Raw genomic sequence first — 20,131 nt, 5'->3', positions numbered from 1 at the left:
AACGGGTACGTCGATCAGCTAAGCCAGCCCGCGTTCCACCATGTCCAGCAGCCGCTTGCCAAAGTGCTGCGCCGTAGCCTCGTCAATCCCGCGCAGCGGCCCATCCAGCATCAGGATCGCCATCCCATGCACCGTCGACCACGCCAGGAACTCCGCGCCCGGACGCTCCTTCGGCCTCAGAATTCCCGCCTCCACCATCCGGTCCAGCGCCAGTCCCAGCAACTGAAATGGATTCATTCCGGTATGCCCGACATTGTCAGGATTCGTCGGTTGAAACACCGGCGCAGGCACGCTGAACGCCGTGTGAAACAGCCCCGGCTCGCGCAGCGCAAAATCCATGTAAGCCTTGCCCACCGCACGCAGACTGCGCCGCGCAAAGCTCGCGGCATCCTTGCCCGGACGAACCGTATTCAGCTCCGTCTCAATCGCAACCGCCAGCGCTGCGATCGAAGCAGACCGCACCGCCGCCAGCAGCTCCGCCTGGTTGTGAAAGTGGCGATACGCAGCGTTCGGCACCACGCCGGCACGACGTGTCGCCTCCCGCAGAACCACCGCCTCAGGCCCGCCGCCACGCGCCATGTCGATCCCCGCATCCAGCAGCGCGCGCCGAAGATCGCCATGACGAAACGTCGTCCGCGCCGTCGAAGGCGCTTCCGCCACGTTCAAGCCTTCCTCTGACGTTAGGTCCGTGCGCGGTTTGATCGCTCGTGGCATGCAGTTACTTCCAAGTCTAACCAAAATTCACAACCGCACCGCTGGACACAACACACAGGCATGAGTACATTGTGGACGTTGTACACATAGACCGTACAGCGGAAACGAAGGAGTGACTGCAAATGAACAAGAGCGGCTTTGTCTGGTACGAACTGATGACGAGTGGCGACCTGGACCCCGAGGTCGCGTTCTACAAAAATGTGGTCGGATGGGATGTGAAAGACAGCGGCATGCCCGGCATGCAATACCTCCTCTTCGGCAAGGACGGTAAAGACGTCGGCGGCATGATGAGTTGGAAGTCCGTGGGCATGGACTTGCCGACCGAGTGGGTCGCGCACATCCACACCACCGACGTCGACGCGGAAGTAGCCTCCGTTGTGAAGGACGGCGGCACCCAGATCCAGCCACCACGCGACATCCCCGGCGTCGGCCGTTTCGCCGTCGTCACCGATCCGCAGGGCGCCAAGTACCTGCTCTTCCAACCCGGCCCCGGCTCCGCACCGCCCAGGCTCGCACAAAATGAAGTCGGCAACGTGGGCTGGAACGAACTCGCCACCACCGACTGGCAGAAGGCATGGGAGTTCTACAGCAAGCACTACGGCTGGGAAAAAGACTTCGCCATAGACATGAAGGAGATGGGCACTTACCAGACCTTCCGCACCGACACGGACAAGTACATCGGCGCCATGATGAACATCGCGCCCTTCATGAAGGCAAAGCCAGGCTGGTTCTTCTACTTCCAGGTCCCTGATGCCGACGCAGGCGCCAAGCGCATCACGGACAACGGTGGCACCATCACACACGGGCCAGCAGACGTCCCCGGCGGCTCACGCATCGTGCAGGGCATCGATCCCCAAGGTGGAAACTTCGCGCTCGTCTCTACTACCGCTTAGACGGGTGCCCCACATCCTGAAGGAATGTGGGATCCCGTAAGTCGTTACGTTATGTCTTTCGGAGGGGCATGGCTTTAGCCATGCCGTTCTTCATGCGAAAAAGTGTTGGGCTTTAGCCCCTGAGGGATTTCGTCTCAGCAGCCAAAGCCATCTTTTCAACGCGCTGAAGGGTGGCGTAGCGAAAGCCAAGCCCCTCCGAAAGCTTAACGATACCTCGCGCCCGCTTTAGCTCCCAGGTCTCAAAAGCAAGACAGAGACCACCTCTAAGCAGGAACAGCGACGTCTTCCGGCACACCCGCCAGCCACGCCTTCCAGGCATTCAAACCACGCTCACACTGAATCCGGTGACGTTCCTTCTTATCGCGAATCTTCTTCCGCAACTCTTCTTCCAGTGGCATCAGCAGGTCAAACGTCACGTTCGCCGGCTGAAAGCGCTTCGCATCCGTATGGGTAATGTAGTGAACTAACGATCCATGCGCGGACAGCCGAGGCGCCGGTGTCGGTTGTTCGCCACGCGCAAGCGCTGCGGCGAAACGCCCCGCCAGCATCCCGCCCGCAATCGACTCCGTATAACCCTCCACACCACTCAACTGCCCCGCAATCATCACCTGCGGATGCGCGCGCAACTGCAGCGTCTCCGTCAGAAGCGTCGGGCTGTTGATATACGTGTTGCGATGGATCTGTCCGAAGCGCAGGAACGTCGCATTCTCCAGCCCCGGAATCAACCGCAGAATCCTCTGCTGATCGCCATACTTGATGTGGTTCTGAAAGCCCACCAGGTTATAGCTGTCCGCACGCAGGTTCTCCTGGCGCAGCTGCACCACGGCATACGGCGTAATCTCCGTGCCCGGATATCGCAGACCCACAGGCTTCATGCAGCCAAACCGCAGCGTGTCCTTGCCGCGCCGAGCAATCTCTTCAATCGGTAGGCAGCCCTCGAAGTAATCCAGCTTCTCCCAGTCCTTCGCCTCCACCTCCTGCGCGGCAATCAGCGCATCGTAGAAGATGTCGTACTCTTCCTTCGTAAACGGACAGTTGATGTAGTCGGCGCTGCCCTTATCCCACCGAGCCTTGAAGTACACGCGGTCCATGTTGATCGTCGTCGCATCCACCACCGGCGCAATCGAGTCATAGAACGAAAGGTGATCCGCGCCCGTCAGCCGCTGCAGATCCGCCGTCAACGCAGGCGAAGTCAGCGGCCCGCTAGCCAGCATCGTGATGTGATCGCCGTCCTCTTCAATCGAGGTAACCTCTTCGCGAACAACCGTGATCTTTGGCTCGGCCGCAATTCGTTCCGCAACCCGCCGCGAAAACTCCACACGATCCACCGCCAGCGCATGGCCCGCAGGCACAGCGCACGCATCCGCCTCCGCCAGCAGCACCGAACCGGCCAGCCGCATCTCCTGCTTCAGCAGCCACGGTGCCGTATTCTCGCTCTCGCTCTTGAGCGAATTGGAGCAAACCAGCTCGGCAAAATCGCTCGTCTGGTGCGCCTCGGTCGAACGATGCGGTCGCATCTCGTACAACGTAACGTCACAACCCGCACGCGCAGCCTGCAGCGCAGCCTCAGGGCCGGCCAATCCACCGCCAATTACTTTGATCGTTTTCAAACTCACCTACGCCACCCGCAAATGGGCAGCAGCAATCGCGTTAGAGATAACTTCGTCTGGAATACCCTGTTCGCGCAGGCTGTCCGTCAGCAACTGCACATGGGTACCACCCAGCTTTTCCAGGTCAACGCGCAGTCCCTGGCCGATATAGGAGCGAATCAACGGCTGATATCCGGAGAAGCCGAGCATAGGGGCAATCTCCTTCAGGTCGTCAATCACGTCTTCAGGCAAACGAATACTAATCGTCGTCATGGGCCGGTCTTTCACCATCCGGCGCCGGATGCGCTCACTGATGCTCTTCATAGCGTTCTCTCTCCGTTCTGGTTGCGTGACGCGCCGAGATAATTCGGACAAGCGTGTCTTCAACGTCGACATGAACTACAAACAAAACTTCACGATCCATCGTGGCGCCAACGGCCGCTAGCCGCGAGTCGTCATTTGGGGAGGCGTCCCATAGCTGCATCAGCGGGTCGAAGAAGACCTCGCACGCCTTCTCAAAGCTGAGGCCATGCTTCGTCACATTCGCGAATGCCTTATCCGCATCCCAAACGAACCGCATATCCTCTAGCTGATGTAGCTCGTCCACGTATGGACATTGTATATATCCACCCAAAACCCGTGAAGATTGTCAGACGTTTCTTGTGAACTTTTCCCAGCAGAAAGCGTAGGAATACCTGTGCGGACGTAGGCTTCTGGAAACCCGCACCGAGGCCCGTTGATGCTTTGCCTGATCCTCATCGTCCTGTTGTTCACCCGCCGCTACTACTGGAACGGCTACGGGCCATACAACTACTACGGCGCTCCCTACTGCAGCGGCTACCCGTTCAACGCATATCCGTACGGCGCCTACAGCTACTACGACCCCTACTGGCGCCACGCCCGCTACTACGGCTACCGCAACGTCTACCAGCCCTACCGCACGTACTAACAGGCCCTACGACGGTGGCACCCATCCATTCCGGGGCCACCGGGGCCGGGTGCCCCAATCTTTGCGAAGCAAAGGACCCTGCCCTGAGCCCGTCGAAGGGTGGGGTCTCGCGCGAAGCGCGACCCAAATGCTCACACCTACTGACGAGGCACGGGGGAAGCATGGCCTCTGACTCGGCACCGCTTCCTTCGTTCGGAAGGGCATCGCCTTAGCGATGCCACATGATCTTCAACAGAAGGTCGGCTTTAGCCGCTGAGGTTTAGCTTTCATTTGTCTAGGCAGGGAAAGAACCCCACCTGACCCCTCTCAAAAGGTCCGCGCCGCGTTCACGCGACCCGGACCAACGCAGCCTACCGCGAAGCCCCAGCCAACCGTTCCAAAGCCTCACCCGTAACCCGCAGATTCAACCACTCCCGCAACACCTTGGCACCGGCACTCTCATAGAAATCCAGCGCCGGCTGGTTCCAATCCAGGCACTCCCACTGGAACCGCGTGCACTTCCGCTCCAGCGCAATCTGCGCCAGCCGCTGAAACAGCGCAACACCAATCCCGCGCTTCCGAAACGGCTCCCGCACAAACAGGTCCTCCAGGTACAGCGCTGGCCGGCCCTCCCACGTGGAGTACTGAAAGAAGAACAGCGCAAACCCGGCCACAGCACCATCCCACTCCGCCATCACGCAGTGGAAGTAAGGCTCAGGACCAAAGCCATCGCGCAGCAGGTCCGCCTCGGTGGCCACGGCGGCATCCGGCTCCTTCTCGTAGATCGCCAGGTCGCGGATCAGCGCAACCATCTCACGCACATCGGCGGGCACCGCATCACGAATCGTCAGGCTCACTGCTTGTCCTTCGGCGTACTCTCTGCGGCCTTGCTGTCCTTCTCGGCCTTCGCTTCGGCAGCCATTGCGTCGGCCTCAGCCTTGGCGCGGGCTGCAGCCCTCTCCGCATTCTTCTTCGCGTCGGCAATCGCCAGGTACTTGTCAAAAGGCACGCTGAAGCCGAACAGCTCAACGTCCTTCGCGTCCGTCTTCGTGTGGATCATCTTCACGTACAACTCCGCCCCGCGCAGTGGTGGATCGTCCAGATCCTTGATGTCGTAGAACAGAAATCCGCTCGCCGTCGTGTGCGGTGGAATCACCGTCTGCGAGAAGCCAAAATCCTTGTCATCTTCCAAAATCTTCTTGTCGACCGGCGTCGGCCGGTACGCAATCGGCGTGCCTGGAATGCGCTTCTCTTTGATGTCTTTAAATCGGAAGAGCCTGCGGTTCAGCTCGTCCGGCGTCGCTGCCGGCAGCTTCGTGCCATCCGCCGCAATGAACTGGATGCGCGCCTGGTTCAGGTCCAGCGGAGCATCCCCATCATTCGCAATCACCAGCCGCACCGGCAACACGCTGTGTCCCAGGTAATCAAGCCGGAAGAAGTCGCCCTGGCCGCGTCCGTCGAGCGGATCGGCGGCGATCGTCACGTGTTCCTTCTCATGCGTCTCGTGCGCAGGGTAAGCCGTGGCAGCCAGTGCAGGCGGCGCCTTCTTCGCGGCAGCGAACGCCGCAGGGCTTACCAGCAGCAGCGCAACCAGCAGCGGCAGTCGACTTGGGGGAAGGGAGAAGCGCATATCGGTATGACGTTACAGTGGGCCCAGCGGGTTCACGCGCCCCGCCGTATCGCACGGTCATTATCGAATGCCACGGCTAAGAGGGTAAAGTGGCCTAGCAGCCGTGACTCCCTCCGGTCGCCTGGTGATCTGCCCGAAGATGATGCTTCTCTACAGCCTCGCCGTAACCGTGACGCTGGTGCTCAGCGCGCCGGTCTGGGGCTGGCGCATGCTGCGACAGGGCCGCTACCGCCAGGGCCTCCAGCAACGTCTGGGCGATGTGCCGCTGCGTCTGCGCGACTTTATACAGGGTCGCCCCGTCATCTGGCTGCACGCAGTCTCCGTCGGCGAAACACTCGCCGCCACCCGCCTCATCGCAGAACTCGAAGCCGCCCTGCCCGGCCACGCCATCGTCCTCTCCACCACCACGCCCACCGGCCAACAGGTTGCGCGAGAACGCTTCGGCGTCGACCGAGTTTTCTTCTACCCGCTCGACCTCGCCTTCGCCATCCGTCCCTACCTGCGCGCCCTGCAGCCAAAGCTCGTCATCCTCATGGAGAGTGAACTCTGGCCGCGCATGCTCGTCGAATGCGAACGTTCAGCCGTGCCCGTCGCCGTCGTCAACGCACGTGTCAGCGACCGCTCACTCCCGCGTTACATGCAACTGCGCGTCCTCTGGAGACCCTTGCTCGGCAAGCTCTCGCTGCTCCTCTCCCAGAGCGAAGAAGACGCACGCCGCTGGCGCAAGATCGGCGCACCCGCTGACCGAGTCGTCGCAGCCGGCAATCTCAAATACGACATCCGCATCGCAGCCGAGACACCCCTCACAGTCCTAGTACGAAAGCACCTCCCGGCACAATGCAGGATCCTCATCTGTGGCAGCACCCACGACGACGAGGAATCGCTCCTCCTCAACTGCTGGAAGTCTCTGCCGCAGACGGACCGTGTGATGATCCTCGCGCCACGCCATCCCGAACGCGCCGAAGCGGTAGAACAGATCGCGAAGGATCAGCGGCTGACGATCTTCCGTCTCAGCCGGTGGCGCATCGCCCCCGGCCCCATCCCGCTCGGCGCCATCCTGCTGGTCGATACCGTCGGCGAACTCTCCTCGCTCTACGCCCTCGCCTCCGTCGCCTTCATCGGCGGATCGCTCGTGCCGCACGGTGGCCAGAACCCGTTAGAGGCTGCACGCTTCGCCGTCCCCGTCGTCATGGGGCCGAGCTACGAAAACTTCCGCGGCATGGTCGACGCCATGGCCACCGCACAGGCGATCCGGCTGGTCACACGCGAGACCATCTGCGACACACTGCAAGCACTGCTCAAAGCACCGCAAGACAGCGCCCTCGGAGAGCGAGGCCGCGCCTTCGCCGCATCCATGACCGGTGCAACCGAACGCACCGTCACCGCTCTTGTGGAGTTGCTGAATCGGAGCGCGCAATGAAGCGTCCGCTCCTGCTCCCATTGGTCCCGCTCTACGCAGCCGGCGTCGCGTGGAAGTCCCGCGCCTTCGACCAGCACCCGGAACGCGCACAACGACTGCAGCAGCCGGTCATCAGCGTCGGCAGCCTCTCCGCCGGTGGAGCAGGGAAGACACCCTTCGTCATCGCACTCGCCGAAGCACTCCGCCGCGCCGGCCACGGCATCGACGTCCTCTCGCGAGGCTACGGCCGCACCTCAGGTCGCACACCAGACGAGGTCCTGCGAGTCAACCCGCTCGGCAGCGCCACCGACTTCGGCGACGAACCCCTGCTCCTCGCCCAACGTCTCGGCTGCCCCGTCTACGTCGCTCGCAACCGCTACGACGCCGGCCGATGGGCCGAGCGCGACCGGCACCATCTCCGCGACGACAAGACCCTCGCCCTCCATCTGCTCGACGACGGCTTTCAGCACCGGCAACTCGCCCGCGCCGTCGACATCGTCCTCCTCACAGCTGCCGACGCGCGCGACACCCTGCTGCCCGCAGGGGATCTTCGCGAGCCAATGCGGGCTTTACGTCGGGCGTCGGTCATAGTTTTGCGCGAGGAAGAGGCAGAAAAGCTGCTACCCCTACTGAATCGATTCAAACGCGGCAGAGAACTGCCCCCAGTGTGGCTCATAGAGCGCAAATTTGCCGTCATTGACGGCCTTCCGGCCACCCGTCCGCTCGCCTTCTGCGGCATCGCAAGACCAGAAGGTTTCCGCACCGCCCTCACCGAAAAAGCCATCTCCCCCGCAGGATTTACCGCACTCCGCGACCATCAGACCTACGACGAAGCCACCATCCAGAAACTCATCACAAGCGCAAAAGCCGCGCACGCCAACGGCTTCATCACAACCGCAAAAGACGCAGTAAAACTAACGCCCAACCTGCGCCGCCAACTCGAGTCCATAGGACCCATCGCCATCGGCGACATCCGCGTCACGCTACGCAACGAAGAACAATGCGTAACCGAAGTCGTCGCACAGATAAAAGCATGGTGGTCAAAACCATGACCGAAAAACTCCGCATCCTCATCGTGCGAGTAGGCGCCATGGGCGACGTCCTGCATGCCATGCCCGCAGTCGCAGCACTGCGCAAAGCCGCGCCAGACGCGGAGATCGCGTGGGCGATCGAGCCAAAGTGGTCATCCTTGCTGCGCTCCTCGGAAGATGCGGTGCCACGTTCCGCAGCAATGCCGCTCGTGGATCGCGTGCATTTTGTGCCAACAAAAACGTGGTCAAAAAAGCCATTCTCAATCGCTACCTTCCGCAGCATCCTCGCATTGCGAAGAGAACTTCGCGCACAGCACTACGACATCGCCATTGATCTACAGGGCTCCATCCGCTCTTCCGTAATCGCACGCATGAGCGGCGCGCGTCGTGTCGTAGGCAGCGCCACCACACGCGAATCACAGGCCCGCTGGCTTTACAGCCAGAGCGTCGGACTTCAGCGCGCGCACGTCGTGGAGCAAGCCGCTGAGATCGTCTCCGCCGTAATGGGCCTGACAATCCAATCAGCTGTGGTGGATCTGCCCATCGATCCGCAAGCAGAGCAGTGGTGCGAAGCGCTGCTACTCGATCGTCCTTCAGGACCATTGGTGATCCTCGCGCCCACCGCAGGCTGGGGCGCGAAAGAGTGGCCAGCCGAGCGCTACGGTGCTGTAGCAAAAGCACTCGCAGCACGCGGCTGCACGGTGCTCGTGAATGCCTCGCCCTTTGACGTGGATGCTGTCGCCAGCAGCGTTGTTTCGTTCAGCAACGGTGCGGCCTCGGCGGTGCCCTGCACGCTGCCGCAGCTCACCGCGCTGCTACGTCGAGCGTCCCTGTTGATCGCGGGCGACTCGGGGCCGCTCCATCTCGCTGCAGCGCTTGCCGTGCCGGTGGTCAGCATCTTCGGACCAACCGATCCGGTGCGTACAGGGCCATGGGGTTCCCACGCGCGCGTCCTCCGCCATGCGACCAGCATCACCGACCATCGTCGTCATCGCGAGCCCGAAGCAGGGCTTTTGCAGATCAGTGTGGATGAGGTTATCAAGGCCGCCGTGGGCCTGATGCCGCCCGCGCATGGATAATGACAGAGGCATGGCAGCAGAGATGAGCAAGGGCGAGCGGTTGGTGCGGCGCATTCGTGTGCCGCTGGGATTCGTCTTTGCGGCAGTTTTCTTATGGCGCGCGCGGCCCTCATTGATGTCGCTCGCGCTTAGCCTTCTGCTGGTGATCCCGGGCCTATGGCTGCGCGGCTACGCAGCAGGCTACGTAAAGAAAAACGCCGAACTAACGCAGACCGGCCCCTACGCATACACTCGCAATCCGCTGTACCTGGGCTCCATCCTGGCTGCGTTCGGGTTCGCATTCGCGTCGCGTCAGTGGTACCTCATCGTCCTGCTGGCAGTGCTCTTTCTCGTAATCTACGGGCCTGTCATCCTGTCGGAGGAGCGCTTTCTCCGTGGGCACTTTCCGGACTTCGATGCGTATGCAGCCCGCGTTCCTCGACTTCTCCCGCGGCTGACGGCCGCTCCCACGGGGCAGAGTGCACCTGCCGCCGCGTTCTCACCCGAGCGCTATCGCAAACACCGCGAGTACAATTCGGTGATGGGCGCGGCTGCCCTGTACGCCACGCTGCTTTTGCTCATGTGGGCGCGGATACACTTTGGCGCACGCTGATGCATGACAGTTCCAGACCAATGAGAAGGGGCATCGACGGCTTGCAATCGCTTAGAAAAGCCCTTCTGCTGGCTGCCTGCCTGCTCGCCTCTGGTGCGCAGGCGCAGAAAGAGGGCGTGCCCCCGGCCTCTGCGCCGCCCGTGACGCCGCCCATGCAGGGCTACACCTTTCCGCAACACCAGACACTGACCTTCGCGGTCGACTGGCGTGTCTTCACCGCCGGCAGTGTGACCTTCCAACTGGATCAGCAGGGACCGCTGATGAAGGTGCAGGCCACGGCCGATACCGTAGGCGCGACCAACATGATCTATCAGGTCATCGACCGCTTCCAGTCCAGCTTCAATCCCGTGACAGGATGCTCTGCAGGCTTCAGCAAGCAGACGCAGGAGGGCCGCCGCAAGGTCTCCAGCGACCTGGTCTTTACGCCTGGCGCCACAGCACCCGCACCTGCCAGCAGCTCCACACCGGTGCTCGGTACGCAGAGCTTAAACGAACGCAATCTAGTGAAGAACACGGTCAAGCATCAAGACGGACAGATCCCCGCATGCGTGATCGATTCGCTCTCCGGCATCTTCTACGTCGGCTCGCAAAAGCTGACCGTCGGCCAGGACTTCAAGCTGCCGCTGGCGGATGCCATGCGTACCGTCGCCGTCACCATGAAGGTCGAAGCGCGCGAGGATGTGAAGACGCCTGCGGGCACCTTCAGTGCCATCCGCGTACAGCCCACAGCCGATGTCGGCGTGGTGAAGCATCGCGGCACCATCACCATCTGGTACTCAGACGACGCGCGGCACCTGCCGGTACAGATCCGCGCCAAGCTGCTGTGGGGAACGATTACCTTCCGCCTGCAGTCCGTCTCTTAGTCGCGCTTCTCCTGAATCAACGCCGCTGCCTCTAGCCCGGCGGCCACGTCATCGATCGGCCACCCAGCACATGCAGATGCAGATGATCGACGGTCTGTCCGCCGTCTGCGCCGGTGTTCGCCACGATGCGAAATCCCTTCGCAAGGCCCTCCTGATCGGCCACCTTGGCGGCAGTCAGCATCAGGTGTCCCAGCAGCGTCTCGTGCGTCACCACAGCGTGCGCGGTCGATGCGATGTGTTCCTTCGGGATGACCAGCACATGGACCGGCGCAGCCGGATGCAGATCGCGAAACGCAAGCGCGCGGTCGTCCTCAAAGACTTTGGTCGACGGTATGGTCCCCGCAACGATGCGGCAAAAGATGCAGTCAGTAGCCATGCTTAGAAGTGTAGCGAGTTGAGATCGAGTTGGAGGAGAACCGGGACTGTCAGCAGACGCAGTCGAGGGAGCCGAACGGTGGCGACGGGCCACGCGACTTCAAGATCGCTGCGCGATGCGATCCGGATGCTTCACAGCGGCCGCGTGCTGGATAAGATGCTGTCGCGAAAGCGGGGCCGGATACTGCGTTCCGTGATCACGTCCACCGAAACATGGAGTAACTCCTCCAGATCGTTGGCGAGACCGTTCAGATCGAACAGATCCATGCCATCCGTGGGATCGAGGAGGATGTCCAGGTCGCTATCTTCGTCGTCGAGTCCCGTGGCCACTGACCCGAAGACGCGAGGATTCTCAGCCTTATTCGCCAGGATGATCCGGCGGATTTCCTCACGGTGGAGGTCAAGCGCTTCTGACGCCTTCATGGCCTCATCTGCTGCCCATAGTCTGCCATAGCGTTACAGGCAACTCCAGAAGGTCAGTCCAGCCGCACCAGGTAAGCCTGTGCATCCGGCTCGGCGGTACGGATGGCCGAGGCGATCTGAAGTGCCTGCGTGCGCGACGCGCTGATGGGATTGATGCGGACCCAGTGGCCCGTCGGTCCCTGGAACTCGATGACCTTCGCGCTCGTCGCGTAGCGACGCTGCAGGTCGCTCTGCAATCGCCAGGCGTTGTTCTTGTCGAGGAACGCCCCAATCTGCACGCACCACTTGCCGCCCAGGTCGGCGCCCGGACGCTCTTGAAGCACTTCCACCCGTACCTTTGCCAGGCCCATGCGGTAGATGCCCGTCTCCTTCGCTGCTGCCAGCGAAAGATCGATCAGGCGGCCATGCACAAACGGACCACGATCAGTAATGCGAACGGTCACGCTCTGCTGTGTCGTCAGGTTGGTCACACGAACGACGGTGCCCATCGGCAGCGTGCGATGTGCGGCGGTCAAGGCGTTCTGGTCAAAGACCTCACCGTTGGCTGCCTGGCGATTGTGATACGGCGGGCCATACCAGCTCGCCAGGCCTGTCTCCGTTGAACTTACGTGGCCGGAGGCAATCGCATTGTCATTAACGTTGGGGTCCGGGATGGCGTACGACGGCAACGGGCCGCCATGCATGCCGCGCGGAACGCTGCTGCCTGCACTCGACGGTGCGCGGGGTTGTGTGCGCAATGGTGGTGGCGGAGGGTGATAGCGGCTGACCTTTGCCTTGTGGTGACAGCCAGTGGTCATCAGCAGAATAAGCAGCGCGCCGCACGCAACCGTGTACCGGCGCAGAAGGCCGCGATTCACGCTGCTGCCGCAGTTACTTACGATCATCCATCTTCTCCGCCAGCTTCGTCAGCTGCTCTGCGGCTGAGCGCAGGGCGCTGGAACTCTGCTGGCGCACCTCGGGAACAACTTCGTCGTTCAGGTAGCGGATCACTCGCCGCACTTCGGCCTCGGCGCGCTCTGTGGCATCCGCAACTTCCTTATTCCAATCCGCCATCGTGCTCTCCTCTGCGGCCGGCCGTTGTCCGGGCGCACGCATCCACCTGCAATTAGAGCGAAGTCCACAGGCCTTGCCTGGCGGAAAAGCAGGCACAGTGCCCGGCTGGTTACTGCTCGAAAGGGTACTTTTAAAACCCGCGTCCCCCGAAAGTGCGGTATGCGGGACCGCGCTACTATGCAACTTAGCTGCTCGAATGGGCCTCAAAGTACTGAATAACGTGATCCGCGGGCCTTCGAGGCATGCCTCACCAATACAAAAGGGAAATTCATGACTCGTTCGCTTTCGTTCGCCGCTCTACTTGCGTTCGCACCACTTCTTGCGGCGCAGGCTGTTCCCGCGCCGGCGCCCGCTACTCTTCAAATCGCTGCCGTTGAGACGCCGATCCTCCTGCCGGCCGACGCTGGCACCATCTCCAGCAGCCTTCCGGATGCACCGAGCGCCGTCGCGACCGCTGCTCCAGCCCCGGACGCTCCAGCGTTCGCCGCACCCGCATTTGACTTCGGCCAGGCTCCCTCCGGCGTAGGCGTGGGCCCGGTCGCACCGCGTTTTGCGACGATCATTCTGCCCGGTCAGACTTCCGTACCGCTGCACGGCATGGAGAAGGTCGTCTACGGCCTGCACGATTCCTTTAATCTGACGCAGCTCATAGGCGTTACTGTCTCCGCGGGCTGGTCGCACTTGATCGACTCGCAGCCGCACTATGGCACCAACATGGAAGCCTTCGGCAAGCGTGAAGGCGCCGCCGCGTTGCGCAGTACCGTTCAGACAATGGCGACCGACGCGCTCTTCTCGCCGATGTTCCACGACGATCCTCGCTACTACGCCCTGGGCGACGGTCACCGCTTCGTCAATCGTGTGTTCTACGCTGCATCGCGGGTCGTGGTCACACGCTCGTCGTACAGCATGAAGAACAAGGTCAACGTCCCGCTTTTGCTGGGATACGGTGCAACCGCTGGTCTGAACAACGTCTACTACCCGGATCAGGATCGCGGAGCCAGCAACACCATGCAGAACTGGGGGACCTCCCTGGTCGGTGCGGCATTGGGCTTTGAAGTCAGTGAGTTCCTGGACGATGCTCTCAAGCTCGTGCATATCCGCAAGTAGCCTCTCAGCGAAATCTCGCGCCACAGGGCCAGCCGACAGGGCTGGCCCTGTGCTTTGTACGCCGTCTATCTCTTGCCGTTCGCTGCTGATCTTTGCACTTCGCTGCGGATTGTTGCGGTTCCATAAATGCGGCTGCTCATTCGCCTTTGTGAGGGGTAGCCTCAGGGAGACGCAAACTGCTGTAACTGAGCGGGTTCGTCCATAAGATTTGAGACGCGCGTGTGAACCGGAGCATCCTAACCTCGTCATAGGAAACAATCCGAGACCACCGTACGAAGCACCACACATTTCAGGAGAAGCAATGTCCAAGGCCACAAAGCTTGCAGAAAAGTCCCTCACACTCGTCGCAAAGGCAGGTTGGGCGGTGTTTGAAAAGCTGAACAGTATCAGCCCAAATGCCTCATTCACGCCGCGCTGGTCGGACAAGCCCCTGCTCAAGAGCTACCAGAAGGAGAAGCCGCCCCTTGGCTGGCCGCGTACCACTGACTCCCTCTGCCCGCGTTGCGTTCCCGAGATCCGTCAGCAGATCATTGACGGCAAGCTGCCCCACGAGATCCTGTTGAACGAGAAGGTCGGCGAAATCAAGGCTCAGATCATCGAGCGCGACGGCCAGATCCTGATGGTGAAGGATTGCCCGATCCACGGCCACTTCGAAGACCTTATGTCCATCGATCCGCCGATGATGAAGCACCTGGAAGACGTCTTCCCGGGCCGCGACATCCGCGCGCACAACGATGAGAAGCTCCACAACCACGGTACGTCCACCGTCACGCACGGCCGCGGTTCGGTTCTCACCATCGATCTGACGAACCGCTGCAACATGATGTGCGATCCCTGCTTCATGGACGCCAACCAGGTCGGCTTCGTCCACGAACTGACGTGGGACGAGATCAAGACCATGCTGGACAACGCCGTCCAGATCAAGCCGAAGCGCCAGATGTCCGTACAGTTCTCCGGCGGTGAGCCGACGTTGAGCCCGTACTTCCTGGATGCCGTCGCTTATGCACGTAAGGTCGGTTACACCTCGGTGCAGGCTGCCACTAACGGCATCGAGTTCGCCAAGAGCAAGGAATTCGCGAAGGCAGCGGCAGAAGCTGGTCTGCGTTACGCGTACCTGCAGTTTGACGGCATCGGCAACGCTGCCAACAGCCACCGCAAGGTCGGCAACTCGTTCGACGTAAAGCTGCAGGCGATCCACAACCTGCACGAGGCTGGTGTCGACATCGTTCCCGTCACCTGCATCATCAATGGCATCAACAACGAGCAGGTTGGCCGCATCATCGAGTTCGCTCTGGACAACCCAAAGAAGATCAACTTCCTCTCGTTCCAGCCGGTCAGCTTCACGGGCCGCGATGAGGCTGTCAGTGATGAGCGCCGCATGGCGCAGCGCTACACCCTGAGCCACCTGGCACACGACGTCAAGACCCAGACCGGCCTCGGCGAGTCCACGCGCGACTGGTTCCCCATCTCGTTCATGTCGACCTTCTCTGACTGGGCCGACCTGGTTCACGGACCAGATCACGACTGGGGCCAACTCTCCTGCGGTTGCCACCCGAACTGCGGTATCGGCATGGCGCTGATGATCGATAAGGAAACTAAGGAAGCCGTTCCCGTCACTGCCTTCATCAACGCCGACCGTCTGGCGAAGGATGTAGCGAAGGTGAACGACGCTGCTCGTGGCAAGTTCCTCACGATCCTGGGTGTATCGCTTGCGCTGCTGCGCAACTACGATCCTGCAAAGGCACCCACCCACTTCAAGATCTCGGATCTGCTGCAGAAGTTTGACAAGTGCTTTGGCGCCACCGGCCGCAACTACGGCAAGGTGACTGCTGACCGCACCATGGAAGACATCAAGATGCGTCGCGCCGATCGTTGGAACTTCCTGTTCATCGCAGGCATGTGGTTCCAGGATCTGTTCAACTACGACTTCCGCCGCACCGAGCAGTGCATCATCCCCTACGCCACGCAGGAAGGCGAGATCAGCTTCTGCGCGTACAACACGGGCGTTGGCTGGCGCAACATCATCGAGAAGATGCACATGACGTCGTCGCTCACCAAGTGGTACGAGGAGCACGGTCGTCACGAGATCTTCGCCGGCGGCAAGAAGGTCTCGATCGAGAAGCAGGAGAAGTATGACCTGGTTCTCAACGAGGCGCACGTGAACTCGGCTGCAAACGATACCTTCGACAAGAGCGGCATTGCAAAGAATGCACGGGAAGAGAAGATCCGCGCACGCGATGCAAAGCTGAAGCAGGAAGCAGAGAACGCCCGCATGGCGAAGCTCTACCGCAAGGAAATCCTGAAGGAACCCGAGATGCCCGGCGGCTTCGTCGCCATCGGCGAGATCGGTGGCCTGGGCGGCATCAAGCCCGCAGCACCGGCTCCGGCGGCTTCCAACGTCGAAGTCGTCAACATGATCAACAAGGATGAGCTCGTCGCAGGCGACTAGTTCTTCCGAGCACACAACAAGAAGGGCCGCCCATTCGGGCGGCCCTTCTTACGTGCCCAACCAATCACCGCATCAGCTGCGAATACACACGCTCTAATGCAATCGGACTGACGCTCACCTTACCGCGGAACGGATTGTCCAGCGTAGCGATCAGAAAGATCATTAGGCCCAGCAGGCCGCTCATCAAAGCGGTCATCCACAGGTGCATCTGGAAGCTGCGCAGGTCGAAGAACATGGTGGTCGTAATGGAAACAAGCGCGCCCAGGATCACCATCCACCACATCGACCGTGGCAATGACGTGTTGACGCTATCCAGTCGTGCGCGGCGGCTCTCGATCAGTTCATTGAACTGCCGGTAGCTCTCCTGGTAGATCACCTGCTGGCCTGACGTTTGCGGCGAATATTGCAGCAGGTGCTCCTGCAGATGGTCGATGTAGGTGGCGGAGCCGGCGGGCACCAGGCCTCTGCGTTGCTGCGGCCAACTATGGTCGATCACCTCACGCACATACTGTTTCAGGTCCAGCCGAAGCTGGGAGCGAACCGGCTCAGGATAGCTGCTGACATCGCGATAGAGTGACGCCACATTCTGCGCCTCGGTGTCCACCTTGTCCTGGATCGCCGAGTAGTTGTTCCAGGTGCCGATCGCGACGAGGCCAAGCGTCACCCCATAGAACACGGTAATCGCGGCGAGGAAGTAACCAACGATGTCGTTGTGCGAGTGATCCTCGCGATGCACGCGCTTTACAAACTCGCGCGTCAGATACGTGCCGGCAACACCAAAGGCAATGAAGGCAATCGTGCAGAGCAGGCCGAAGAGCCAGTTGGGAATGCTGTAAATCCAGTAGAGCGTCATCGAGAGAAAACTCATTCAAAGGGAGATGCGTACACGCGCGGTGTGTTGCACCGCTCGAATGGCAGATGCCGCGCGGAGGCGAATTCGGTGTATCCAGATAAGCGCGTTGTCTCTCGCGATGCGCCACGTCAATGTTGGTTGTGAAAGTCCGCGGTAAGACGGTACATTGCTCTGCATCATGCATGTTTGCCGGTGCGTCGCTGTTTGCTTTCTTGCCCTGACCCATGGCCTCACGGCAGCCGGCCAGACTCCTGCAACGCCGTCAGTCCCGGACTGGGCGATCCCCGGCTCCGCAACGCACAAACAGGTGCCGCCGCCAGCAGACTTCCATCGTCCGACACGGACGGAGAATGTTGCAACGGGCATTTTTGAAGGCATATCGGAGATCGGCGGCCCGCTTGTACCCGGTTCTTTGAGCTTCGACAAAGTCACCGGTACTTATCGCATCACCTCGTCTGGTTACAACATCTGGTATCAACGCGACGAGTTTCGATTCCTTTGGAAGCGTATGTCCGGGGATGTTTCGTTCGCGGCCGATGTGCGCTTTGAGAATCCGGAGCCGCACTCAGACCGAAAACTCGTGCTCGTCTTGCGCCAAACGTTGGACGACGACAGTAAGGAAGCTATAGCGGCAGAACACGGCACCGGCATGGTTCACCTGGCAGAGCGTCCAGACCGCGCCGCACAAAGCCGCGACCTCGAATACTCCTTCGGGGGCCTGCTCAAGGGTGTGATGGCGCAGCGCATCGGCATTGAGAAGCATGGTGACCAGGTGCGCCTCTTCGTCAGTTTGAAGGGCGAACCCATGCAGCCGCTCGGGCCGCCCATCACCACGCACTTCGACGGTCCGTTCTATGTCGGGATCGGTTTCTGTCCGCACGTCGCCGATCAGCTTGATACGGGCGTCTTCTCGAACGTCACTCTGGTGAACCGTGCAGACGCTGTTCACTAGTTTCGCGACCGCCGATTTCCAACGGTATGCGCGAATTTTTGCGTGACCTGCTGAACGGCCGGGAGTAATTTGGGTGCGAACGAAGGAGAGCATGCATGAGCACAATGCCTCAAACAACGCCCCCCATAGAGCAAATCAAGAAGGCGATGCGAGCCAGCTGGATTGCAGGTGACTTCGGCGTCATCGCAAAGACAATCTACGGCAGCGCACAGGAATTTGTGCAGCGACTCGCAATTCCGTCCGGAAGTAAGGTGCTGGATGTTGCGACGGGAACGGGGAACGTGGCGCTGCCACTGGCTCGCTCCGGCTGTATCGTCACCGGTCTGGACATTGCGCCAAACCTGCTGGACCAGGCACGCGAGCGTGCCGCAGAAGTCGGCCTGTCAATCCAGTTCGACGAGGGAGACGCGGAGGCGATGCCTTACGCCGATGACACCTTCGACGCCGTGACGACGATGTTCGGTGCCATGTTCGCACCGCGTCCGGATCGAGTGGCCGCAGAACTGGCTCGAGTTTTAAAACCGGGTGGCTTGCTCGCTATGGCCAACTGGAATCCTGAGAGCTTCACCGGCCGCATGTTCCGCGCCGGGGCAAAGCACGTGCCGCCCCCACCGGGCGTTCCACCACCGGTGCAGTGGGGCGATCCCGACAAGGCACGCGAGCGGCTGACCCCCGGCTTCAACAACATCCAGGCGGACCTGATCCCGCTGAACTTCGTTATGGATACGAACGCTGCGGGTGCCGTGAACACCTTCCGAACTTACTTCGGACCCACAAAGATGGCCTTCGAACGGCTGGATGATGCGGGCAAGTCAGCGCTTGAGGCGGACCTGGTCAAGCTGTGGAGTTCGGCCAACATCGCGGCCGATCCAGAACATGCGACGCTTGTGCCGAACACCTATCTGCTCGTCACAGCGCGCAAACGATAGGACTCAGGCGAGCGCAGACAGCAGCGCCTGGATGTCCGATTCATTGTTGTACACAGACGGCGACACACGCATCCGGCCGGGGTTCAACGAGACATCCACGTTCGCCTTCTTCAGCCTTGATGCCGTGGCCGCATCGTCTTTCACGCGGAAGCTGATGATGGACGCACCTGCGTCTTCGGGCGTGATGCACTCATAGCCCAGCCGCGGCATCTCGCGGCGCAGCGTGCTGTTCAACTGGTGTGCGTGAGCCTGAATGTTTGTCACGCCGATGCGCTGAATCCACGGCAGGGAATCGCTTAGCGTCGCCAGCACCGCGTTCGCATACGTGCCCACCTCAAAGTGTCCTGCCGCTGTTTGTAGTTGATCAAAGGTCGCGGGAAAGGGCCCAGGAGCGTCTCCGGGGAGTGCGTGATATTGCATCTCGCGGAACTGCCGAAAGCTCCACTGCGTGCGTTCGAGTGTGGGCAACACGTCCGCTCGCGCAAACAGAAAGCCAAGGCCGAAGTCGCCCATCAGCCACTTGTAGCTGGCCGATGCAATGAAGTCCACGCCGCTGGCGCGCACATCGATGGGCATGCAGCCTGCGGCCTGCACGGCATCCAGAAACAGCTTTGCTCCGTGCGCGTGTGCAAGGTCCGCAAGCCACTTCGCATCGTGCGTGAAGCCGTTGATCCAGGACACCTGCGAAACGGCAATCAGGCGTGTGTTCTTATCGACTGCACGCTCCACGTCTTCTTTGTCGATGGCCCAACCGCGCGGCTTGACGATGCGGACATCGACACCGCGCTTCTTCAGTTCGCCATACAGGTAGAGCGATCCCTCGAAGTGCATCGCGTCGGTCACGATGTTAGGCTGCGGTCCAGAGGTCGCAGGCCGCGTTAGCCCAAGCGCAGCAACCACTTGATTCTCGCCCGCCGTGGTGCTGTTGACGAAGGCGATCTCATCCGCATGCGCGTTGATGAGCGACGCAAAACTTGCGCGCACCGCAAGAGAAGCTGGGCTGGTCAGGCTGCTCTGGTTGAAGACGCCGCGGGCCTTGTACTCCAGGTACGCTTCCGTCGCCTTGCGTGCGCCGTTGCTCAATGGATGCCACCGCGCATTGTTCAGGCACACCTCAAACTGCGGTGTCACAAACTGGTCACGAACCGGCAGCGCAGTTGGACCGGTCGCCGTAGCTGCAGCCGCGGGTGCCGCAAATACAAGCGACTTCGCAGCCATCATGGCAGCACCACTGTTCTTCACAAGCGATCGTCTTGAGAGCATAACCTCACA

General features: G+C 61.0%; 23 protein-coding genes. 11 read left to right on the top strand and 12 right to left on the bottom strand.

The genetic code is table 11. The features are described from left to right. Nucleotides 1-18: 18 nt before the first annotated feature. A complete protein-coding gene (locus TERRO_RS19690; protein WP_081490691.1) occupies nt 19-714 on the bottom strand; it encodes a TetR/AcrR family transcriptional regulator in 696 nt (231 codons plus the stop codon). 122 nt (nt 715-836) lie between these two features. Here TERRO_RS19690 and TERRO_RS19685 point away from each other — a divergent pair, with 122 nt between their 5' ends. Next, on the top strand, nt 837-1,607 hold the full coding sequence (locus TERRO_RS19685; RefSeq protein ID WP_014787468.1) for a VOC family protein: 771 nt from the start codon (nt 837-839) through the stop codon (nt 1,605-1,607). 263 nt (nt 1,608-1,870) lie between these two features. Here the strand turns inward: TERRO_RS19685 and trmFO are convergent, their stop codons facing one another. The 3 genes from trmFO to TERRO_RS19670 are packed head-to-tail and all read right to left on the bottom strand — an operon-like array spanning nt 1,871 to nt 3,803. Next, a complete protein-coding gene (gene trmFO / locus TERRO_RS19680) occupies nt 1,871-3,217 on the bottom strand; it encodes a methylenetetrahydrofolate--tRNA-(uracil(54)-C(5))-methyltransferase (FADH(2)-oxidizing) TrmFO (protein ID WP_014787467.1) in 1,347 nt (448 codons plus the stop codon). 6 nt (nt 3,218-3,223) lie between these two features. After that, the gene (locus tag TERRO_RS19675; RefSeq protein WP_014787466.1) at nt 3,224-3,520 is read right to left on the bottom strand and encodes a hypothetical protein; all 297 of its coding nucleotides are present in this window, start codon (nt 3,518-3,520) and stop codon (nt 3,224-3,226) included. After that, entirely contained in the window at nt 3,504-3,803 is a 300-nt protein-coding gene (locus TERRO_RS19670; RefSeq protein WP_245536154.1) for a BrnT family toxin, read from the bottom strand. Before TERRO_RS19670 ends, TERRO_RS19675 begins: the two co-directional genes overlap by 17 nt. Before the next feature lie 132 nt (nt 3,804-3,935). Between TERRO_RS19670 and TERRO_RS19665 the strand changes: the two genes are divergently transcribed. Beyond that, complete coding sequence (locus tag TERRO_RS19665; RefSeq protein ID WP_014787464.1) at nt 3,936-4,145, top strand: hypothetical protein; 210 nt, start codon at nt 3,936-3,938, stop codon at nt 4,143-4,145. A 350-nt stretch (nt 4,146-4,495) separates the two neighbouring features. Here the strand turns inward: TERRO_RS19665 and TERRO_RS19660 are convergent, their stop codons facing one another. After that, nucleotides 4,496-4,981: a GNAT family N-acetyltransferase gene (locus TERRO_RS19660; RefSeq protein ID WP_014787463.1), complete on the bottom strand. Its 486-nt coding sequence runs from the start codon at nt 4,979-4,981 to the stop codon at nt 4,496-4,498. Further along, nucleotides 4,978-5,754, bottom strand: coding sequence for a hypothetical protein (locus tag TERRO_RS19655; protein WP_014787462.1), 777 nt, complete (start codon nt 5,752-5,754; stop codon nt 4,978-4,980). The genes TERRO_RS19660 and TERRO_RS19655 overlap by 4 nt, the downstream gene beginning before the upstream one ends. 103 nt (nt 5,755-5,857) lie before the next feature. On the opposite strand from TERRO_RS19655, the gene TERRO_RS19650 reads away from it, so the two are divergent. Genes TERRO_RS19650 through TERRO_RS19630 form a run of 5 tightly spaced genes read left to right on the top strand, consistent with a single transcriptional unit; the run spans nt 5,858 to nt 10,718 of the window. Next, the gene (locus TERRO_RS19650; protein WP_245536153.1) at nt 5,858-7,174 is read left to right on the top strand and encodes a 3-deoxy-D-manno-octulosonic acid transferase; all 1,317 of its coding nucleotides are present in this window, start codon (nt 5,858-5,860) and stop codon (nt 7,172-7,174) included. Further along, entirely contained in the window at nt 7,171-8,205 is a 1,035-nt protein-coding gene (gene lpxK, locus TERRO_RS22450; protein ID WP_014787460.1) for a tetraacyldisaccharide 4'-kinase, read from the top strand. The genes TERRO_RS19650 and lpxK overlap by 4 nt, the downstream gene beginning before the upstream one ends. Then, nucleotides 8,202-9,263, top strand: a complete 1,062-nt coding sequence (gene waaC, locus TERRO_RS19640) for a lipopolysaccharide heptosyltransferase I (RefSeq protein WP_014787459.1) — start codon at nt 8,202-8,204, stop codon at nt 9,261-9,263. The genes lpxK and waaC overlap by 4 nt, the downstream gene beginning before the upstream one ends. A 10-nt stretch (nt 9,264-9,273) precedes the next feature. After that, the gene (locus TERRO_RS19635; protein ID WP_245536152.1) at nt 9,274-9,855 is read left to right on the top strand and encodes a methyltransferase family protein; all 582 of its coding nucleotides are present in this window, start codon (nt 9,274-9,276) and stop codon (nt 9,853-9,855) included. Nucleotides 9,856-9,896: 41 nt separating this feature from the next. Then, entirely contained in the window at nt 9,897-10,718 is an 822-nt protein-coding gene (locus TERRO_RS19630; RefSeq protein WP_245536151.1) for a DUF3108 domain-containing protein, read from the top strand. Between the two features lie 31 nt (nt 10,719-10,749). Here the strand turns inward: TERRO_RS19630 and TERRO_RS19625 are convergent, their stop codons facing one another. The 4 genes from TERRO_RS19625 to TERRO_RS19610 form a co-directional block, all read right to left on the bottom strand. Continuing rightward, nucleotides 10,750-11,094, bottom strand: a complete 345-nt coding sequence (locus tag TERRO_RS19625; RefSeq protein ID WP_014787456.1) for a histidine triad nucleotide-binding protein — start codon at nt 11,092-11,094, stop codon at nt 10,750-10,752. Nucleotides 11,095-11,225: 131 nt separating this feature from the next. After that, on the bottom strand, nt 11,226-11,516 hold the full coding sequence (locus tag TERRO_RS19620) for a nucleotidyltransferase family protein (protein WP_014787455.1): 291 nt from the start codon (nt 11,514-11,516) through the stop codon (nt 11,226-11,228). A gap of 53 nt (nt 11,517-11,569) precedes the next feature. After that, entirely contained in the window at nt 11,570-12,400 is an 831-nt protein-coding gene (locus tag TERRO_RS19615; RefSeq protein WP_014787454.1) for a septal ring lytic transglycosylase RlpA family protein, read from the bottom strand. Continuing rightward, the gene (locus TERRO_RS19610) at nt 12,387-12,569 is read right to left on the bottom strand and encodes a hypothetical protein (RefSeq protein ID WP_014787453.1); all 183 of its coding nucleotides are present in this window, start codon (nt 12,567-12,569) and stop codon (nt 12,387-12,389) included. Before TERRO_RS19610 ends, TERRO_RS19615 begins: the two co-directional genes overlap by 14 nt. A gap of 270 nt (nt 12,570-12,839) precedes the next feature. On the opposite strand from TERRO_RS19610, the gene TERRO_RS22445 reads away from it, so the two are divergent. Beyond that, nucleotides 12,840-13,676, top strand: a complete 837-nt coding sequence (locus TERRO_RS22445; protein ID WP_014787452.1) for a hypothetical protein — start codon at nt 12,840-12,842, stop codon at nt 13,674-13,676. Nucleotides 13,677-13,977: 301 nt separating this feature from the next. After that, nucleotides 13,978-16,125: a radical SAM protein gene (locus TERRO_RS19600; RefSeq protein WP_014787451.1), complete on the top strand. Its 2,148-nt coding sequence runs from the start codon at nt 13,978-13,980 to the stop codon at nt 16,123-16,125. Nucleotides 16,126-16,189: 64 nt separating this feature from the next. On the opposite strand, the gene TERRO_RS19595 is transcribed toward TERRO_RS19600, so the two are convergent. Beyond that, a complete protein-coding gene (locus tag TERRO_RS19595; RefSeq protein WP_081490690.1) occupies nt 16,190-16,993 on the bottom strand; it encodes a bestrophin-like domain in 804 nt (267 codons plus the stop codon). 163 nt (nt 16,994-17,156) lie between these two features. Between TERRO_RS19595 and TERRO_RS23530 the strand changes: the two genes are divergently transcribed. Then, the gene (locus tag TERRO_RS23530; protein WP_014787449.1) at nt 17,157-17,930 is read left to right on the top strand and encodes a hypothetical protein; all 774 of its coding nucleotides are present in this window, start codon (nt 17,157-17,159) and stop codon (nt 17,928-17,930) included. A gap of 95 nt (nt 17,931-18,025) precedes the next feature. Next, nucleotides 18,026-18,859, top strand: coding sequence for a class I SAM-dependent methyltransferase (locus TERRO_RS19585; RefSeq protein ID WP_014787448.1), 834 nt, complete (start codon nt 18,026-18,028; stop codon nt 18,857-18,859). 3 nt (nt 18,860-18,862) lie between these two features. On the opposite strand, the gene TERRO_RS19580 is transcribed toward TERRO_RS19585, so the two are convergent. Next, nucleotides 18,863-20,122: an aminotransferase class V-fold PLP-dependent enzyme gene (locus TERRO_RS19580; protein ID WP_014787447.1), complete on the bottom strand. Its 1,260-nt coding sequence runs from the start codon at nt 20,120-20,122 to the stop codon at nt 18,863-18,865. Nucleotides 20,123-20,131: the final 9 nt, after the last annotated feature.

The organism is Terriglobus roseus DSM 18391 (assembly GCF_000265425.1).
Lineage (GTDB): Bacteria > Acidobacteriota > Terriglobia > Terriglobales > Acidobacteriaceae > Terriglobus > Terriglobus roseus.
Note: the sequence above shows the minus strand (reverse complement) of the source record. Positions and strands in the feature narration are given on the sequence as shown.